Below are 18,773 nucleotides of genomic sequence, written 5' to 3' on the forward strand. Positions count from 1 at the left end.
CAGCCACTTCTTTTAATAATCACTTGCTTGAACTGGCGGCAGAAACCTGTGTCCCTTCTGGTCATCAATACACTGATAGTAACGAGCATGAGTGCTACAACTGTTGTCCTGGTCTCCGTTGTCAAACCTGGGTTTCCGGGTACTGGAAGTGGACACATAAATGCGAATAGGGTCAATAGGCGTTACTATCATCCTGTCCACCACACTCCTGTACCCTGTGCAGGAGTGTGGTGGAGTTTCAGGAGGCATGATTTTATTTCGATGGCTGCCAGGGCTGGTCCTTGTTGTGGCCACTTCTGTCCCGTTTTGTATGGCACCTAAAAAGTTTAGGTGTAGAAGACATTTTCCCTATGGGGTGCTTTGATAGCATGTGTGTTTTTGAAACAAGTAGAGATGCACTAAAATATGACTTTACCGTGCACATTGACCGTGAATTAATTCTTCTTAGAGATCAAGTTATGGTAAAAGAATATGGAGATGATTCTTGGAGATTTATTTCTAATGATCAGTGGCGAAAACTTCACAGTGAATACCCAGAAAAGCTTAAATTTATCCAGCGTGATCATTCAAAATCAAGCTGCCTGATCTGAACAGGTAGTAGTTATAATATTTTTCACTGTAAGCATGGCTGGTTTGCAGCTAACAGAAATATATCCGTCGGTGCAACTGACGTTCAGCTCTCAGCATATATATATGGTGGAAGGGTCATCCGGCCCCCATTATTCAGCCATAATAACAGGTGGAAACCGAATAACTTTTCAACAACCACTCAGAAGCGTTTGAGGGAATAAATATCAAACCGCCCTGACTTCCCTTCTAACCGGTAAGCTGGCTCTTTCCCGGCCAGATTCGGGGCTTTTTTCGGACGTTTTACTACAACCCGGTGTTGCGCCAGCTCCAGGGCCGGAACCAGCAAGTCATCGGCATCCATATCCGGCCCCAGCAGGGACTGGAACAATACCATCTCTTTTTTTACCGCAGCGGACTTTTCCCGGTGGGGAAACATAGGATCAAGATAAACGACATCAAATAATTGCTTATTGTCGATAAATCCCTGCATCAATTCAGGGGCATGACCGGAAGCCAATAACATCCGGACTACAATCTTTCCAGCTTCCGGATCATCTCCTGCCCGGGCCAGCCCATCAGCCAGCAGGGCACGGACAACCGGGGAACGTTCAATCATAGTAACCCGGCAGCCCATAGTCGCCAGCACAAAAGCGTCACGGCCAAGGCCAGCCGTGGCATCAAGAACTGACAACTGTCGCCCGGTATCGGAAACACCAACGGCTTTGACTATTGACTGACTCTTTCCACCACCATATTTACGACGATGTCCAGCAGCGCCACCGACAAAGTCCACCACAACCGGGCCAGGAGCGCCCTTGCCGGTTTGCTGCAGAGCCAGACCGGCCGGACTGAACCAGAGCACCAATCCCGGTTCCCGGATAAACTTCGGAACATCCCCTTCAAGGATGGACAAACCTGTGGCAGCAGCCAATTGTTCCAGCTTCTCAGTATCACAGGCTGGCGTCGCAAGAATTTTTATGGAGACAGGGTCTACACCCACAGCATTAAACCCACAAGAGGGCCACCAGAACAAAACCAAGGATAAGGCGATAAATAACAAACGGCATCATGCCAATGCGATTAATAAACGCCAGGAAATAATGTACGCAGATATAGGCGCTGATACCGGATACCACTATACCCATAATCAGCATGCTCCAGTCCACAACGATACTGGATGTCATCAGTTTCAAAAAGATCAGGACATTAGCCGCCAGAATAATGGGAATGGACATCAGGAAGGAGAACCGGGACGCCGCTTCCCGGGTCAGCCCCATCATCAGGCCGGCAGTCATGGTAATACCGGAACGGGAGGTGCCCGGAATAATGGCCAGGGCCTGGGCAAACCCTATAACCATGGCTTGCTTCAGGGTCAGCGTCTCCAGTGTCTGGTTCAGGTTCTTGCGTCGATCCGCCAACCCCAGCAGTGTACCGAAGATCAAAGTGGTGGCTGCAATCACCGCCGTGGTGCGCATCATATCGTCCACACCGGTCACACTGACTATGCCACCGAATACGACAGCGGGAATAGTTGCCCAGATCAGCATCCAGCCCTGCCGACTGTGAAGGGTCGCTTCACGCTTTCCGACAAGGTTCAGGCACCAGTCCTGGGTAATGCCCATCAGGTCTTTGCGAAAATAAATCAGTATCGCACTCAGTGTGCCCACATGCACAGCCACATCAAACACCAGTCCCTGATCCTGCCACCCCAGCAACTGGGAAGGCAGAATCAAATGAGCCGAACTTGAGATTGGCAGAAATTCTGTAATGCCCTGGATCAGGGCCAAAATAAAGAGTTGAATAGCATCCATTAACGTTCACTCTTCTTCAACGCAACATTGTCGCGCAAATAAACGGGAAGTGCCTGCTCCGCCGAAACAACGTGTCCGGCTGCCAGTTCCGGTGCAGCCAGAACGGCAATATCCGCCGCATGGGGAAAGGTGTCCTGAATACAGTCCGCCACCGGAATATTAATCCGGTCCCGGAATATCCAGCCACTGCCAATAGCCAGGGCCTGTCCGTTCCACTTATCCGTCAAACCACTTTCCTTCCAGGCTTCCGCGGCCTGTTCCGGCCTACAGACACGCTCAACAATCACCGGTTGCATCACACCATCCACGGCACTGTACATGCCCCAGTAGATTTCATCCATACGGGCATCAATGGCGGTCAGCACCCGTTCAGCTTTATGTTCCCGCAACCCCTGCTGGGCCAGTGCCGCCAGGGTAGACACCGGTACCACCGGACGACCCAGGGCCCAGCCCAGCCCCTGGGCAATGCCCGTAGCGATACGCACACCGGTGAAAGCGCCGGGACCACGGCCAAAAGCGACAGCATCAATCTGGCTGCGGGCAATACCTCCACCTGATAACAGCTCATCAATCATCGGCAACAGTCGCTGGCTGTGCTCGCGGGGGATGACTTCGTAGATCTCCTGTACCTGTTGCGTTTCTGTGTCGAGAATCGCGGCGGAGCAAGCTTCAGTAGCTGTATCAAGGGAAAGAATCAGTGCCATGGGAAAACAACTGTCAGGGTCAGAACAAAGTGGAGTATTTGTACACGAAAAAACCGCTGAGGGCATTATCCATTCACAGGACACACCCGCAGCGGTTTTCATGTCCGCTTTTCATACTCAAAAAGGGGCAGTGGGCAGATTACTCACTCAGAGAAGCCAGAACAGTCTTGGTAATGCTCTCAACGGAGCCAACACCTTCAACGGCGTGGTACTTGACGTTACCCTGTTTCTCGGCCATTTCGGTGTAGAAGCCAACCAGGGGCTTGGTCTGCTCGTGGTAAACAGACAGACGGTTACGCACAGTCTCTTCCTGGTCGTCGTCACGCTGGATCAGGGGTTCGCCGGTTTCGTCGTCGATACCTTCCTGCTTGGGGGGATGAAAAACGACGTGGTATGTACGACCACTGCCGGGATGTACACGACGACCGCTCATACGCTTAACGATCTCTTCGTCTTCGACAGCAATTTCCAGCACGTGATCAATGGTAACATCGGCATCAATCAGGGCCTGAGCCTGGGGAATAGTGCGGGGGAAACCATCAAACAGGAAACCTTTGGCGCAGTCGTCCTGTGCGATACGTTCCTTAACCAGATCAATAATTATGTCGTCGGATACCAGGTGGCCGGCATCCATAACTGCCTTGACCTTCAGGCCCAGGGGGGTTTCATTCTTGATCGCTGCACGCAGCATATCACCGGTAGAAATCTGGGGAATGCCGTATTGCTCAGTAATAAAACGAGCCTGTGTTCCTTTACCTGCGCCCGGGGCGCCCAGCAGAATGACACGCATGGACATATGCTCCTGAATTCAAATCCTTTCCGTCACCCAGGCATTCTCTTGGAGTTAATAACCTGAAGTTGACAGGGCTAAGACGCGCAACAATACACATGACCTTGTGTCAACTCAAGTAACGAACATTTTTGTGGCCCCATGGAAACCACGTGTCCCGCTATTACCAGGCAGAAAATACAGAAAATCGCAGTCCCACAAAGCTTCTATACTGGAATACCCTGATCAACACTGTATCGCCAGGGTATAAACCATGCCTCATCTGCAACAGATTAAACGTACCAGCTTAATTCTAAGCGCTGTTCTACTGAGTGTATTTGGCTGCAACGGGGCTTTTGCCAGTTCAGTAGCAGGCTGCGGCCCCAACAAATTTGGACAGTCATCCGAGGTAGTCTATTGCTGTGCTCCCGGCCCCCTGTGGCTGGATAGTGACACATCCCAGGAAGAGGCCACTGACCATGACTGCACCCTGGGCACCCCGGTGAAATACTATGGTACTGACTACCCAAATCCGGCGGCATTATGTTCTTCAGCTCATGCGCAACCGCCACAGATATATCAATAACAGCGTTCGCTCCCGAAACCTTAACCTGTGTTAAGACACATGCCTGCCGGTACCATCAGCCGGTATTACGCATACCTGCCGCAATACCGGTAATGGTCACCATCAACGCCTGGCATAAATCTTCACTGGCACACTCCGGTGTATGCCGACTGCGGTGCAGCAGTTCTGCCTGTAAAAAGTGCAACGGGTCCGAGTAGGGGTTCCTTAACTCAATCGCCTTGCGTACCCAGGGCTGGTCACCCAGCAGGGAGCCACCTTTCAGGGCAATGGTTACCTGCACCGCCTCCTGCAACATGGCCCGCAGCTCATCCCCAAGATGCCGCAACTCTTCCGGTACCAGACGGGTATCATAATAGCGGGCAATATCTTCATCGGTTTTGAGGTACACCATTTCCAGCAGTTCCAGACGGGTCCGGAAAAATGGCCACCGGGCCAGCATCTCCTGCAGCAGGGGTTCCTGTCCCCGGTCAACGGCCTGTTTCAGGGCAACACCACTGCCCAGCCAGGCCGGCAGCATTAGCCGGTTCTGGCTCCAGGCAAATATCCAGGGAATAGCCCGCAGGCTTTCCACCCCACCATTGGGGCGACGTTTGGTGGGACGACTGCCAAGAGGCAATAGTCCAAGCTCCTGTTCAGGGGTTGCAGCCCGGAAGTAAGGAACAAACTCGGGTTCTTCCCGCACCATACCCCGGTAAACTTTCAGAGAATCGCTGGACAAGACATCCATCATCTCCCGCCATTCAGGTTCAGGTGCCGGCGGCGGCAACAGGGTCGCTTCCAGGGTGGCACTGGTGTACAGAGCCAGACTCTCCACGGCGATGCGGGGAAAACCAAACTTGAAGCGGATCATCTCCCCCTGCTCCGTCACCCGCAGATGACCGGCAACAGAACCGGGGGGCTGGGAAAGAATCGCCTGATGGGCCGGGCCACCACCACGGCCAACTGTGCCACCGCGGCCATGGAACAGGGTCAGCTCAACACCTTTTTCACGGCAAACATCCGTTACCCCTTCCATTGCACGGTACTGCCCCCAGGCAGCGGCCATCTGACCGGCATCCTTGGCTGAATCCGAATAACCCACCATCACCATCTGCCGACCAGCGGCATAGCTCCGGTACCAGGGTACATTCAGCAGGCTTTCAATACTGTCTTTGGCCTGGTCAAGGTCGGCCAGGGTTTCAAACAGGGGCGCTACCGGCATATCGAAGGGACAGCCACACTCCCTTAACAGCAGGATCACCGCCAGCACATCGGATGGCGTGCTGGCCATGGAGATAATGTAAGGCCCCAGGCGTTCCGGTTCCTGGTTAGCAATAACCCGGCAGGTATCCAGCACTTCCAGAGATTCACCGGATGGCTGCCACCGGGGCGGCAGCAGTGGGCGGGGATTATCCAGTTCCGCCAGCAGAAAAGTTTGACGCTCTCTCTCTGTACAGGTCTCGTAATCGGGCAGTTCCAGATATCGAGTCACTTCAGACAGAACCCGGGTATGACGGGACGATTCCTGGCGAATATCCAGCCGCACCAGGCCCAAACCAAAACAGCGGGCCCGCCACAGAGTATCCCGGAGAGAACCGTTGGCAATCAACTCCATGCCACACTGGCACAAAGAGTCGTAACAGATTTGCAGAGGCTCAATCAGTTCTTCATCCCGGTGCATAATTCCGGCATCTCTTGCAGGCCTTTCACCAAGCTTGTCTCCGCACCAGTCCCGGGTGAGCTGCAGGCGCTTACGCAGCCCTTTAAGAACCTGTCGGTAAGGCTCATCAATGACGCCACCGGCAATGGCCGCCAATGCTTCGGAGCATTCCGGCATGGAAAGCTCGGAGGCCAGCTGCTTAAGGTCACGCTGGAACAGATCTGCGGCCATCCAGCGGCCATTAAGCAAAACTCTCTCTGTCACTTCGGCGGTCACATTAGGGTTTCCGTCCCGGTCTCCCCCCATCCAGGAGGAAAAGCGTACAGGCACAACGGTCACGGGCAGTCCCTGCCCCGTGTTTTCTATCAGTCTGTTATCCAGTTGACGAAGAAAACCGGGCACCGCTTCCCACAGGGAGTGCTCCACCGTGGCAAAGCCCCAGCGGGCTTCATCTTCCGGGGTTGGCCGCCGGTTACGGATCTCTCTGGTATGCCAGATCTGGCTGACCAGCTGATGCAACCGGTTAACCGCCCTGTCACGCTCAGCGGGCAGAAGATCTTCACGATCCAGCTCCGCCAGCTCACGGATCATACTGTTGAACTTCTGAATAATGGTGCGCCGGGTCACTTCTGTGGGATGTGCGGTCAAAACCAGTTCCACGCCCATGGCCTGCACATGTTGATGAATAGTGTCCGCCTCTACGCCCTTCTCCCTCAGCCGGGTAAACAGCTCTTCCAGGGAGTCAACTGCCTCACCCAGCTGTTCCCGGTGCCGGGAGACGGTGTCGTACTGTTCAGCAAGATTGGCAAAGTTCAGGAACTGGGTGAACGCCCTTGTTACCGGTAGCAATTCATGATCTGACAGGCTGTGGAGCAGGTCCAGCAACTGTTGATGGGCTTCTTCATTACCATTGCGGGCGGCTTTGGAGAGCTGCCTGATCTGTTCGATTTTTTCCAGAAACGCTGGGCCAAGATGAGAAGATATGGACTGCCCCAGCAGTTTTCCCATCAGGTGTACATTCTGCCGCAGCGCGACCTGTTCATCTGGCATACAAGAACCCCCCGGATAAAACCTGCTTAGAAAATATCCTATGTCAGTGAAAAAAACACCAATTGACACAAATCACATGGCTACAGAAAAATTGCAACATTGATGCAGGACTTTACATAACCCCAACACATAACCCCGACGTTACGCCTGTAAGGGAGGTTAACATTAACACCCTTGCCATGAACACGGGCGTTTATCTTCTGACTAAGTTCCTGCTTGCACTATTGTTCAGTATTTTCTCTCAGGTGCAGCAGGCGGGCTTTTTAGCCCGCCTTTTTTATCCTGCTGCCTTTCTTTTATGAATAGAAGTTTACTGGGATTCAGATTCCTGCATCAATGTCTCCTGCAGTTTCTCCATACGCTCCAATGCGTTAGCACCATAAAGCGTCTTAAACTTTGCCGGGGACATATTTTGTTCCTGCAACACCTCTCTACGCTTACCTGTCTCCTGCCGCAGAACCTCAAGCTCCTGCAAAGACATACGGGCCATTGTTCTTACACTCCAGCGCTTTCTTAACTCTTTATGGGAGAAATCCTCCATCGACAACTTGTGTACAGGCAGAGGGGGCTCATTCTTCTCCCTGACGGATTCAAGGGTCGTTTTTAATTCATGACTGGTTTCTCTGTTGACCAGCTGAGCGCCATTTATCAATTCATTGAGTTGTGCATGTGCAAGGGGAATAAAGTGCTTTGTTACCGGGCTACTGGCAAGCCCCCTTAATTCTTCGTAAGCAGCACTGGCATCCTCCGGGTTATCGTTCTGAACAGCCCGTTCCAAAGGTTCCAGAATATTCAGAACCACATCTAATACCACCAGTTTTCTGGCCAGGATTTTCACAGCTCTCTGGTGATGCTCCCCTGCCGGGCAGACAAGAACATTTTTACAGTAAATAAAAAAATTCTGCTCAGTCCATTCCAACATTTTTTCCTGGAACTCCCGAACGCTCGAATATGTACCAGGATTACCCGGAAAAACTTTATCTCTGGCTTGCCTCTGGTTTGTTGCAAACACTTGGAAGCTTTCTTGCCACAGTTGAGGCATGGCTGTTGAATCAAACTCCTCAGAGTTCAGGTATTTTTCCGCAAGCCAGCTATTACGCAGCTGATAATAAAGCTCATCCAGTATGTGAGTGCTGGTTGCTGCGACCCGATAAAGCCGCTTTTCTTCATCGTGGCTGGTCACCCTCTCTCCACCTTCTATCTCTGCATACAGCAAAGGGGCCTGGGTCATTCCCTCCAGTAATATCCATGCGTTCACCGCCGGCTTCTCCATGCTGACACCCGCAACGGCTTTAAACGCCATACCCAGACATAAAGCTGCAAAGATCACCCTCAAACCCATGTCTCGTACCAGCATGTGAAATACTCCCATCCTGTCATTGTGAAGTTATGCTGGACAAGGTAGTAATGAGAAAAATCCTCATCAAGTTATCAGCGCTGCGCAGGTGTACTTATTCAACCAAAGAACAGTGGGCTCATATGATGCTCCTGTTGAGCAATCGAATAAGCAGTAGAGATATATCATGAGTACAGAGATTACTGGCACACCCTGCAACTGCATGAATATCTCTTCAGTGCATTTGACCTGTTCAGCCAGAGCGAGAGGGTCCTGACAAGGCACAGCAACGAAGGAATATCGGGGACTTGCGAGTTGCTGTAACGCAGTCAGGGGAACTCTCAGGCCAGCATTATGTGTGGCGTAATTGTTAACCGGGGATACGCACATGCACAGAAGCCCCTTTTGGAAATTCATAGTGCCTGAAGTGCGGATCCCACTGAAAGCGTATAATGTCAGTCAATGCGTAATTATCCAACCAGTCTGAAAGGCGCACCTGCATACAGTTCACACCATCGTTGAACATCCCCCGCATCCCGAATGATGTGATCCGAAATGAACCCGATGTTGGCAGGGACAACAAGGAAATATTAACACTGGGTGTGCCTTTTTTCCCAGGAGGCCATTTCTCTTGGTCATAGTCCAGATTGCACACCCCGTTGACCATGTGACCTACAGAGACAGTAATGGAATCCAGGTGCGACGCGCTCCATACAAACTCGTAGCTGATTTCTATGAAACGCTGTGTTTTTCCTGCGTTCATTTCTTGTGCAAACGCTTGTGCAAACGCTCTGGTCGACAACCACGGTATGGAAATAACTACGGCAACCAATGCAGCACTAATAAGCTTTTTCATAGTATTACCCTCCAACAACTGCCAACTTGGACAATAGTGGAGGGATAAAGATTTCTCCAAAAGATTCTGAAAAAAATGCAGACTACCTGCTGGCCACTACAGCCCTTGCCCATGGACACCTGTCCCGTTCGAGAGACCTGATCCAGAGAGCCGGCCGTTTATGATTTTGAGACGCTCTGCCGACAGATTGCTGTTCTCAAGCGACAATCACAGGATTCCCGTAGATTCCGACAAAGGCTATTAAACAGGTTACACTGCCTGATGCCGCCCCAATAAAATAAAAACAACAAATGCCGGCTACAGCAGGAGCAGTGCACCTATGATTACTTCTTATCCCCATTCCCGGGAAAACGCTTTACAACAAGTACTTACGCAACAGCAGCTGGACCACTACCAGCAACAGGGTTTTATCTGTCCGGTTTCTGTTCTTACAGCTGAACAGGCAAAGAATATCCGCAGCCAGCTGGAATCCATTGAACACAAACAGGGCCACCCAATGGACCGAGCCCAGTGCAATAAAAGCTATCTGTTATATGACTGGGCCGATGAGCTTGTGCACCACCCGATAATTCTGGATGCCGTTAAGCAACTGATTGGCCCGGATATTCTCTGCTATATGACCAACCTGTTTATCAAGGAAGCCGGTTCATCCAGTTATGTTTCCATGCATCAGGATGCCGCTTACTGGGGTGTAGATGCCGATGATGTGGTGACCGCCTGGGTCGCCCTTAGCCCGGCAACCGCAGAGTCTGGCGTGATGAAAGTAGAACCCGGCAGCCACAGGAAACAGCTTCAGCAAATCAATACCTACGCAAAAAACAATCTGCTGACCCGTGGACAGGAAATTCCAACACAGAACCTGAATCCGGATAATCAGGTGTATATGGAACTTGAACCGGGGCAGATGTCACTGCACCACTTTATGCTGGTCCACGGTTCTGATGCCAACACCTCTTCCGACCGCCGTATTGGTTTTGCCATTCGTTATGTGGCCGCCAGCGCAGGTAAAATTGGCAATCCGGAGTCGGCACTGCTGGTCAGGGGGAAAAACAGGGGGACTTTTTCTCTTGAAGAACGGGCCAAAGGGCTGACTTCAAGCCAGCGCAGCGTGCAACATCTTCAGGCCCTTCGTCGCCAGCTGAGAAATGTCTTTGAGCCGGATAAAAACTCAAGTGTCCGTGAACGTATACGACTGTGGATTATGAAAAGAGCAGCCATTAGCCTGAGTTATGTAAAAGAGCTGACAGCCCGACTGGGATTTGCAAAATAAACCCCAGCCATAAAAAATGCCGGAAATACCCGGCATTTCAGTCAAACATACTCCAGCACAGAATTACCGCGCCCGACGAGCACCCACAGGACGCACACCACGACGGCCACCGGTTTTACGACCAGGGTTGGGGCCGGCACTCTTGCGTTGCTGTCGTTCAATTTTCATTTTATCTTCCCGGCTCTGGGGGCCGGCAGCAACACGGGGCAGTTCCACCAGATCGGCCAGTGCATCCACATCAGCCTGTTCCAGCTCCAGCCAGCGCCCCTGACGCAGGTGATCCGGAATAATAGTGCTGCCGTAACGGACACGCTTCAGGCGGCTGACACTTAAGTCCTGGGATTCCCACAGCCGACGCACTTCCCGGTTACGGCCTTCCAGAATACAGACATGGAACCAGCGGTTAATGCCTTCGTTCCGGCTATCGACGATATCAGTAAAGCGGGCCATGCCATCTTCCAGCTCAACCCCTTCAAACAGGTTTTTCACCTTCTGCTCAGTGACGTCACCAAATACCCGCACCGCGTACTCCCGCTCAATCTGGTGGGACGGATGCATCAAACGGTTAGCCAGTTCACCGTCAGTGGTAAACAACAGCAGACCGGAGGTGTTGATATCCAGGCGACCAATAGCAATCCAGCGCTCTCCCGGCAGCTTGGGCAGGCGGTCAAACACAGTCGGGCGCCCTTCCGGGTCCACACGGGTACACACTTCCCCTTCCGGCTTGTTGTAGGCGATCACACGACGGGAGGTTTGTTCTTTCAGGTGTACCGGACGACCGTCCAGGGCCACCTGGTCACCGGGCACGATACGGATGCCCAGTGTGGCTTTCACGCCATTGACATGAATACGGCCTTCACCAATCCAGCCTTCAATCTGGCGGCGGGAACCCAGTCCCTGACGGGCCAGTGCTTTTTGCAGGCGCTCACCGTCCGGCGTGACTTTTTTCGTTTCGGTCTCGGCGGACGCTTCGTTTATTACTTCAGTCATGATGTTTTACTCTAAAGGATTCACGGTTTTCCCAAACGGTGAAGAAGCCATGACAACGGCTGTCTACAGACACGGTTGCCATGACTTTTGGCCCGGAGCTCACCCCGGGCCTGGGGAATTCTACGGCAGTACTATGGACTATTTACGCAACAATATCAGCCCTGTCACACTTTAATTATTATCATTGTCAGGTTCTGTATTCTGACCAGATAGACCTGTATCACCGTCGCCGCTATTGTCAGAATCGCTCATTATCTCAGTAATACCGGTATCAGTGGTATCTGTATCTGCCCTATCGGCGTCCGGTTCATCCGCGTCCTCCGAGTCTGCAGCAGTCAGGGGGTTATAATCGGTATAGGTGGTCGGAAGATCACCTTCCATCTCATTCAGCTCAGCAAACAGTTTCTCAATATTCTGCTCGCCTTCTTCCTGAAAAGCCTGGGCTTCTTCGACGGACACCAGTGCATCGGCAGAGGCTTCCTCTGCACTGGCCTCTCCACCTTCAGCCCCCTCTTCACCCTCTTCACCTTCAATCATCTCTGGCTGAATGCCAGCAGCTTCCAGTTTCTCGGCCATGGCATCCAGGTCCCGCAGCTCAGAAAGCGGCGGCAACTCATCGAGATTGTTCAGGTTGAAATAATCCAGAAACTGTCGTGTGGTGGCGTACATGGCCGGGCGGCCGGGCACATCCCGGTGGCCAACAATCCGCACCCACTCCCGTTCCTGCAGGGTACGGATGATATTGGTGCTGACGCTGACCCCACGAATATCTTCAATCTCACCCCGGGTTATAGGCTGGCGATAAGCCACCAGTGCCAGGGTTTCCAGCAGAGCACGGGTGTAACGGGGAGGCTTCTCTTCCCAGAGACGGCCGACCCAGTGCACCAGGTCCTGACGTACCTGAAAGCGCCAGCCACTGGCCACTTCCTTCAACTCAAAGCCATGGCCTTCGCATTTTTCAGCAAGTTCGGCCATGGCCTGCTTGAGGGCAGGTTTATCCGGACGGGCATTGTCGTCAAACAAACCTGCAATCTGTTCCAGGGTCAGGGGCTTGCCTGAGGCCATCAGGGCCGCTTCTATTACCGCCAGCAGGGGGATATCATCCAGTTCCGGTTGCTCTGTCAAAACCGGAACCTGTTGTTCATCACTGTCATCTGCACTACTGCTTTCTGTACTACTGTCTGTTACTGGTTCAGAGGTGTCATCAACGGTTGCTTCAACCTCAGCGCCCTCAACGTCAGCTTCTTCAACTGCGATGCTTTCAACTGCTGTATCTTCAACTGCGTCTTCCACCGTCTCACTCATTCTGATCGTGCCTTTACATGAATGGGTCCATAGGATTCGGTCTGAACCAGCTCGACCAGAGATTCTTTAATCAGTTCCATAATGGCCAGGAAGGTCACCACAACCCCCAGCCGTCCTTCTTCCAGGGTAAACAGGGTGACAAAGGGTACGAAGCTGTCACTGTCCCGCAGTTTTTCCAGCACCATGGTCATACGCTCACGGGTGGACAGGGATTCCGCCTGGATATGGTGGCTCTCAAACATTTCTGCCCGTTTGATCACCTCCCCTAAAGCCACCAGCACTTCCCGCAGGTCCACATCCGGATGCACAGTGCCACGCTCCAGTACCGGAGGCTCAACACTGGCTTTATGTATCTCCCGGCCCATACGGGGCATGGCATCAATATCTTCCGCCGCTTTTTTGAAGCGCTCGTACTCCTGCAGGCGACGAATCAGCTCGGCCCTTGGGTCTTCCTCTTCTTCCACCCCTTCCACCTGACGGGGCAGCAGCATACGGGACTTGATCTCCGCCAGGGTCGCAGCCATTACCAGATACTCCGCCGCCAGTTCAAACTGGCTGGCTTCCATCAGCTCCACGTAATCCATGTATTGACGGGTAATCTGGGCGACCTGGATATCGAGGATATCCATATTGTTGCGCTTGATCAGGTACAGCAGCAGATCAAGGGGGCCTTCGAATGCCTCCAGAAACACTTCCAGCGCGTCCGGGGGAATATAGAGGTCATCGGGAAGTTTGCCGAACGGCTCCCCCTGAACCATAGCCAGGGGCATCTGCTCCCCCTGGGCTGACTCGGCGGGCACAGCAGCTTCCGAAGCCTGTGCCCCGTCATCAGCCGTCGCTTCCGCTACGGCAATTTCATCGTCCTGGTCTATTGTGTCCATCGCTCTCCCTGTCTTTTTGCCCCGGACTCTGGTCGGCCTTTTCAACGCCATCCGAGCCCCATGGCTTCCCTGACGTCCTTCAGGGTTTCGCTGGCTTCGTCCCCGGCCTTCTCACAACCTTCCGCAATAATATTGCTGACTTCATCAAGGTTATCTTCCAGATCCACAATTCTCATACGAACGGGGGCAACCTCAGCCTCAACAGCTTCAATAATGGGGGCCTTACATTCCAGACAACCAATGGAAGCAGTTGTGCAACCATCACATACCCACTGCCGTTGTTTCTCATCGGAATACACCTGATGAAAATTCCATACCGGACATTTGTCCGGCTCTCCCGGATCATCCCGGCGAATACGGGCCGGGTCTGTGGGCATACGCTTGATTTTGCCGGCAATGGTGTCGGTATCATCCCTCAGGGCAATGGTATTGCCTAGGGATTTGGACATCTTCTGCCCGTCCAGCCCCGGCATCCTGGCCTGGGGCGTGAGCAGTGCCGACGGCTCAGGCAGGATCACTTTGCCGGTGCCCTCAAGGTAACCCTGTAACCGTTCCTGATCCCCCAGCGTAATATTTTGCTGCTCCTGGAGCAATGCCCGGGCGGTTGCCAGCGCTTCCAGATCACCGGTCTCCTGGTAGGATTTCCGCAGGCTGCGATAGAGCTTGCCCTGTTTCCGTCCCATTTTTCCGATTGCCTGTTCGGCGTTCTCCTCAAAACCCGGTTCACGACCATAGATATGGTTGAACCGTCGTGCCAATTCCCGGGTAATTTCGATATGGGCTTCCTGGTCGCCGCCCACGGGTACCAGCCCGGCGCGATAGGCCAGAATATCGGCACTCTGTAACAACGGGTATCCCAGAAAACCATAGGTGGCCAGGTCCCGTTCCCGCCGTTTGTCCTGCTGGTCCTTATAGCTGGGTACCCGCTCCAGCCAGGAAAGCGGCGTCATCATAGACAGCAGCAAATGAAGTTCCGCATGCTCCGGCACCCGGGATTGCACAAACAGTGTCACCTGCCCAGGGTTAATGCCTGCCGCCAGCCAGTCAATTACCATATGCAGGGCGTGTTCCTGAATCAGCCCTGTTTCATCATAGTGGGTGGTGAGTGCGTGCCAGTCGGCCACAAAGAAAAAGCATTCATATTCATGCTGAAGCTTAAGCCAGTTCTTCATAACACCGTGATAGTGGCCCAGATGCAATTGCCCCGTGGGGCGCATGCCGGACAGAACCCGCGAGTGAGGGTCTGCGTTCAAGGATAGACTCCCGATAAAAATGAATTCCGGAAATTTTATAACGATTCAGGAACCGTTGAATAGCAGGATTATTACCCTGGAGCTGTATAAGGGCCATCACAGTAAGAAATTGCGCAACCCATGTGGCACAAATTAACGACCTCACCAATACTCCCTGACACTGAATGAAAAGCCACGTTCCTTTATTAATAAACCAGCGGCCTTAATGACAGCAACAGCATTCGGACAAACAAAGAAGCAGGTTCTGAAATTTGTTTCAGGTGTATCCTGTTACTGCCTGCTATCCGTTCCTGTGGCTGTGACTTTTATTCCTGACGCTATGGGCAGCTCCGATCATCCAGATTTTATATCCGGCTCACACCAGGAAGAACTGTTTCTCTCCCTGAGCCGCTCTGCTCGCGAGCTGCTTACAGAACCCCCAAAGCATTACCAGGACATCAAAGACCGCATTGCCCGCCTGGAAGAACTGGGCTTTATGAAACTCGGTGAAATCTGTGAGATTGACGAACAGAAGAGCTGGATCCCAGACGGCCACTGGCAGGCATTCTCCCACTTAAATAACGCCATAGCCCACAGTGGGAAAAATCGCTCATTCATTGAATTTGAAGAACTGCGCAACACTCCTGTTCCCGATGAAAACATAACTCCCGAAAACTGGAAAGACATTCACCTCCTGTTACAACGCTCAGGCCAATTTCTTCATGGCAAACGCGAAAATATTCTGCACTGGGGTGATTATGATTTTGTTAAAATGCGAAAATCCCGGTTCAATCCTTCTGAACTGTTTGACCCGGAGAAGTTTCATTCCTGGTTAAATATCAACAGCGAAATTTTTAATAAAGATAACTCCTTCCTGCTGCTCTGGTATGACATCCTGCTTGTACTCTGGACAGATATCTCCAGCCTCGCCTACGCTGATATTCCTGATACCCAGGCTACGCTGGATAATGCCCCACTGCTGAACTGGCGCAAACTCGCTATACATTCTGAAGGCAGGGAAAACGAATCTCCAGTGCTTCCGCCTTCTGCAGAGAGTAGTGCTTACCCGCATAGCCCGGATACAGCTCGTTCCGAAAACCCTGAAAGGGAAAGCTTTCGACAGGCAGATTCTGAACAGAGGCACACAGTTCACGAAGAAACACCCAGAGAAGAAGAAAGAGCCAGAGAAAAAGCCACACCAAAAGAAGTGACCGAACATACTTCGGCTACCATGTCCTATCTGCCTCCTACCCCCAGGCTTGCCAGCTCTTTATCGCAGATACCTGATAAGCTTCCAACTATCAATTTCCCTCTGCTGCCAGATACCCGCCTACTAGAGCTCGATAACAAATACTATATTCTGAGAGCCCCCTCCCAGACATATACCATTACGCCTATTGAGAGTCTTATTCCCCATAATATGCGCCCCCGGGGATACTGGGCGCTCCACTTCATCCCTCCCTGCAAAGAAGTGATAAACACCACTGAGAGTATTGCATTTTTTGATTCACTCCATCGGCCAACATCACTTCCTCAGGATTGTTTTATGTCCCCGGCTCCACCACTGGTCCTGCCCCTGACCCACAAAAACTGAGCAATATTTATTTCCAAGTGGCAGAACCTGTTTCTGCTTCTACTATTTCCTCCCATATCAATAAAACCAAAGACTGTAGTTCATACAACACCAAAACCTGCAACAGCAATATTTATGGACAAATGACAGACAGAGTAATTAATGAAAACAAATAAACCTGCTCGCCAGCAAAGATTATTCCTTTCAATAGTGGCGCTACTATTGTCCCTGTGGTCTGCACAGCCCTTATCAGCCAGCCCCCAGAGACTTGAGCGGCTTAGCCTGAACCAGACATCGACCCAGGAAGATCTGATCAACGCACTGACCACAGAAGTGCGAACTCTTTTGAAAGATACGCCTGTAAATTATGACCAAGTCAAACAGCGAATACATACTCTGGAAGAGCTGGGTTTTCAGCAACTGTCCAGCTACTCCACAATAATGAAACAACGCAAGTGGATAGAACAGACCGTTTGGAACTCTTATTCACAGTTCAATAATGCTGTGTACTGGCATAAAGGAGCCTCTGCGGAGTTCGACGAGTTAAAAGAGGCGGCCCCGAAGGGGCAATCGATTTCCACTGAAGAGTGGGCATCACTGAAAAAGCTGCTACGTCAGTGCCAGGGATTTCTCAATGAAGGCATCGAACATATTCTGAAAGAAGATGCCTATAAATATAAAGAAATACGCAACGCAAGACTCACCCCAAAAGGTATTTACGACAGGGATCTGGTTCTGAATCACTTTAAGGGACTTCAGAAAAATGATGACCTGCTGCGGCTCTGGTATAACGCTTTGCTGATTTTGTGGGCGGATATCTCCAGCTTTGCCCATATTAATACTAACAACCCAGAGGACACAGCAACGCGTCCTCCCCTGGTAGATTGGAGGAGCTTGTTTCAAGGGCAGGAACAGGAAGTTACACCAACAGATGAACCTGACTCAACATCAACTGCGAGTATTCCTTCTGGCGATAGCTCTGTAACCCTGTTCAAAAAACCCCGCCTTCAGCTAACCCGCGTGACCATGTCACTTGCCGGCGTAGACAAGCAACAACTTAATCGAATTGAGAAAACTCTACAGCAGATACAACAGCAACAAAAAAAAGAGATTGATAAATTGCACACTGGTATAGCAACCCTATCAACAACGCTTACCAACCAACGGCAACCGATGGGACGTACAGCTCAGTCGACTGTCCCTCCTCTTGTTATCGCCCTGGTTCTGCCTGGTACTCGAATCAGAACCGATAATGACGAACGATATCTGTCCATCCCCCCCAGATCATCAGAAACCACTATACCTCTCAAAACCTTTACAGATGCAGCAGCAAGGGAGTACGGAACATTCAACCTGCGTATCAGAGAACTCTCTGAAACAGTTGCCGGGGAAAAGGTACCGATAGTAGTAATTGACGATCCAGATTCCAGCCCCAAAAGGGCATCAGGCAATACCTCGGGCAATACCCAGAGAGGTGAAATATATCCCCGGATACAATCGGCGCAAAAAAAATAGTAAGAACAACAAAAACAAAAGGCAGGAGCGCTTCGCGTTTTTTATGCAAAAAGCCCAGGATCACCCTTGCCTTGACGCCAAACTTCCGGAGTATCATCCACCAGGCTGACAACAGTTGTCGCTTCCATTCCGCAGAAGCCACCATCAATCACCAGATCCAGATCATGCTCCAAGGTAGCACGGATATCATAAGGGTCGATCAGGGGAAATTCGTCACCGGGCATCTGCAGTGTTGTGCTCAGCAAAGGTCCACCCAGCTCAGACAACAGAGCACTGACAATATTATGCTCCGGCACCCGTATCCCAACTGTACGACGCTTGGGATGCATCACCAGCCGGGGTACCTGGGTAGTGGCAGAAAGAATAAAAGTGTAAGCGCCGGGAGTAGCGGCCTTCAGAAGCCGGTAGGAAGCGTTGCCCACTTTGGCATAGGTCGCCAGTTCCGATAAGTCCCGACACACCAGAGTCAGGTTATGGCGGTCATCCAGGTTACGGATACCGCGCAGTCTGGCAATGGCTTTTTTATCACCGATACGACAACCAAGGGCATAAGCGGAGTCGGTGGGATAAGCAATAACACCGCCCTTATCAAGAATGATAACCGCCTGCCGGATAAGGCGAGCCTGGGGATTATCCGGGTGAATCTGGAAAAACTGGCTCACGGGCTGATCCTGTGTCTGAATCCT

17 protein-coding genes are annotated in these 18,773 nt (G+C 51.8%); 5 read left to right on the forward strand and 12 right to left on the reverse strand.

Annotation, left to right across the window (positions count from 1 at the left end):
* Positions 1-284: 284 nt before the first annotated feature.
* Positions 285-590: a hypothetical protein gene (locus ACY2RQ_RS00845; RefSeq protein ID WP_490111052.1), complete on the forward strand. Its 306-nt coding sequence runs from the start codon at positions 285-287 to the stop codon at positions 588-590.
* Positions 591-769: 179 nt separating this feature from the next.
* On the opposite strand, the gene ACY2RQ_RS00850 is transcribed toward ACY2RQ_RS00845, so the two are convergent.
* From ACY2RQ_RS00850 to adk, 4 genes are all read right to left on the reverse strand, one after another.
* Complete coding sequence (locus ACY2RQ_RS00850; protein ID WP_490111053.1) at positions 770-1,570, reverse strand: class I SAM-dependent methyltransferase; 801 nt, start codon at positions 1,568-1,570, stop codon at positions 770-772.
* 4 nt (positions 1,571-1,574) lie between these two features.
* Positions 1,575-2,381 carry an undecaprenyl-diphosphate phosphatase gene (locus ACY2RQ_RS00855; RefSeq protein WP_490111054.1) on the reverse strand — a complete coding sequence of 269 codons (807 nt, stop codon included), beginning with the start codon at positions 2,379-2,381 and terminating at the stop codon, positions 1,575-1,577.
* Positions 2,381-3,085, reverse strand: a complete 705-nt coding sequence (gene tsaB / locus ACY2RQ_RS00860) for a tRNA (adenosine(37)-N6)-threonylcarbamoyltransferase complex dimerization subunit type 1 TsaB (RefSeq protein WP_490111055.1) — start codon at positions 3,083-3,085, stop codon at positions 2,381-2,383. The genes ACY2RQ_RS00855 and tsaB overlap by 1 nt, the downstream gene beginning before the upstream one ends.
* Positions 3,086-3,224: 139 nt before the next feature.
* A complete protein-coding gene (adk, locus tag ACY2RQ_RS00865; protein WP_490111056.1) occupies positions 3,225-3,875 on the reverse strand; it encodes an adenylate kinase in 651 nt (216 codons plus the stop codon).
* A 253-nt stretch (positions 3,876-4,128) separates the two neighbouring features.
* Here adk and ACY2RQ_RS00870 point away from each other — a divergent pair, with 253 nt between their 5' ends.
* Complete coding sequence (locus tag ACY2RQ_RS00870) at positions 4,129-4,440, forward strand: hypothetical protein (RefSeq protein WP_490111057.1); 312 nt, start codon at positions 4,129-4,131, stop codon at positions 4,438-4,440.
* A 55-nt stretch (positions 4,441-4,495) separates the two neighbouring features.
* On the opposite strand, the gene ppc is transcribed toward ACY2RQ_RS00870, so the two are convergent.
* The 3 genes from ppc to ACY2RQ_RS00885 form a co-directional block, all read right to left on the reverse strand.
* Complete coding sequence (gene ppc / locus ACY2RQ_RS00875; RefSeq protein WP_490111058.1) at positions 4,496-7,129, reverse strand: phosphoenolpyruvate carboxylase; 2,634 nt, start codon at positions 7,127-7,129, stop codon at positions 4,496-4,498.
* Between the two features lie 310 nt (positions 7,130-7,439).
* Positions 7,440-8,486, reverse strand: coding sequence for a hypothetical protein (locus ACY2RQ_RS00880; protein WP_490111059.1), 1,047 nt, complete (start codon positions 8,484-8,486; stop codon positions 7,440-7,442).
* A gap of 349 nt (positions 8,487-8,835) precedes the next feature.
* Entirely contained in the window at positions 8,836-9,321 is a 486-nt protein-coding gene (locus ACY2RQ_RS00885) for a hypothetical protein (RefSeq protein WP_490111060.1), read from the reverse strand.
* A 319-nt stretch (positions 9,322-9,640) separates the two neighbouring features.
* Here ACY2RQ_RS00885 and ACY2RQ_RS00890 point away from each other — a divergent pair, with 319 nt between their 5' ends.
* Positions 9,641-10,591, forward strand: coding sequence for a phytanoyl-CoA dioxygenase family protein (locus tag ACY2RQ_RS00890; RefSeq protein WP_490111061.1), 951 nt, complete (start codon positions 9,641-9,643; stop codon positions 10,589-10,591).
* A gap of 63 nt (positions 10,592-10,654) precedes the next feature.
* Here the strand turns inward: ACY2RQ_RS00890 and rluB are convergent, their stop codons facing one another.
* The 4 genes from rluB to ACY2RQ_RS00910 form a co-directional block, all read right to left on the reverse strand.
* Positions 10,655-11,581, reverse strand: coding sequence for a 23S rRNA pseudouridine(2605) synthase RluB (rluB, locus tag ACY2RQ_RS00895; RefSeq protein WP_490111062.1), 927 nt, complete (start codon positions 11,579-11,581; stop codon positions 10,655-10,657).
* 171 nt (positions 11,582-11,752) lie between these two features.
* Entirely contained in the window at positions 11,753-12,886 is a 1,134-nt protein-coding gene (gene scpB, locus ACY2RQ_RS00900) for an SMC-Scp complex subunit ScpB (protein WP_490111063.1), read from the reverse strand.
* Positions 12,883-13,767 (reverse strand): segregation and condensation protein A, encoded by an 885-nt coding sequence (locus ACY2RQ_RS00905; protein ID WP_490111064.1) that lies wholly within the window; start codon positions 13,765-13,767, stop codon positions 12,883-12,885. The genes scpB and ACY2RQ_RS00905 overlap by 4 nt, the downstream gene beginning before the upstream one ends.
* Positions 13,768-13,808: 41 nt before the next feature.
* The gene (locus ACY2RQ_RS00910) at positions 13,809-15,020 is read right to left on the reverse strand and encodes a tryptophan--tRNA ligase (protein WP_490111065.1); all 1,212 of its coding nucleotides are present in this window, start codon (positions 15,018-15,020) and stop codon (positions 13,809-13,811) included.
* A 205-nt stretch (positions 15,021-15,225) separates the two neighbouring features.
* Here ACY2RQ_RS00910 and ACY2RQ_RS00915 point away from each other — a divergent pair, with 205 nt between their 5' ends.
* Both ACY2RQ_RS00915 and ACY2RQ_RS00920 read left to right on the forward strand, forming a co-directional pair.
* Positions 15,226-16,593, forward strand: a complete 1,368-nt coding sequence (locus ACY2RQ_RS00915) for a hypothetical protein (protein ID WP_490111066.1) — start codon at positions 15,226-15,228, stop codon at positions 16,591-16,593.
* A 141-nt stretch (positions 16,594-16,734) separates the two neighbouring features.
* Complete coding sequence (locus tag ACY2RQ_RS00920; RefSeq protein WP_490111067.1) at positions 16,735-18,087, forward strand: hypothetical protein; 1,353 nt, start codon at positions 16,735-16,737, stop codon at positions 18,085-18,087.
* A gap of 41 nt (positions 18,088-18,128) precedes the next feature.
* Here ACY2RQ_RS00920 and ACY2RQ_RS00925 read toward each other — a convergent pair whose 3' ends face one another.
* Positions 18,129-18,749, reverse strand: coding sequence for an L-threonylcarbamoyladenylate synthase (locus ACY2RQ_RS00925; protein WP_490111068.1), 621 nt, complete (start codon positions 18,747-18,749; stop codon positions 18,129-18,131).
* Positions 18,750-18,773 lie beyond the last annotated feature (24 nt).

This window comes from Parendozoicomonas sp. 209JJ7-1 (genome assembly GCF_058147085.1).